The sequence below is a fragment of the Pseudomonas sp. K5002 genome, from assembly GCF_013386655.1.
Lineage (GTDB): Bacteria > Pseudomonadota > Gammaproteobacteria > Pseudomonadales > Pseudomonadaceae > Aquipseudomonas.
Genome location: NZ_JACARK010001727.1, coordinates 1 through 351, shown reverse-complemented (window position 1 = coordinate 351; position 351 = coordinate 1). Strand labels below are relative to the sequence as shown.

The window sequence follows — 351 nt, the reverse complement described above, 5'->3', positions numbered from 1 at the left end:
TGGCGCCCGTTGCCGATGCCCAGGGCCAGCAGCTCGCCGCGCCAGTGAAAGTCAGGGCCCTGCAATTCACCGTAGGCCGCGCGCAACTCGCTGAAGCGTGACAGGCCGGTAAACAGATACGCCGCGCCACCGAGGACTTTCTTCAAGTCTTCGGAGGTGTTGGCGGTGACCTGGCTGCCAAAACCACCAGTGGCCATATTCAGGAAGATCTGCCCGCCTACTTCGCCCAGGTCGATGGCACGGGCCGGTAAATCCAGCAGGTCCAGGGCCTGCTCGGGCTCCAGCGGCACACCGGCGGCGCGGGCAAAATCGTTGGCGGTACCGAGGGGCATCAGCACCAGGCTGGCCTCG

At 65.5% G+C, this 351-nt stretch carries 1 protein-coding gene; it reads right to left on the bottom strand.

The window, feature by feature from the left end; all coding sequences use genetic code 11:
• A partial coding sequence (locus HX846_RS38950; protein WP_306173218.1) for a diacylglycerol kinase family protein occupies positions 1-351 on the bottom strand: 351 nt, incomplete at both ends.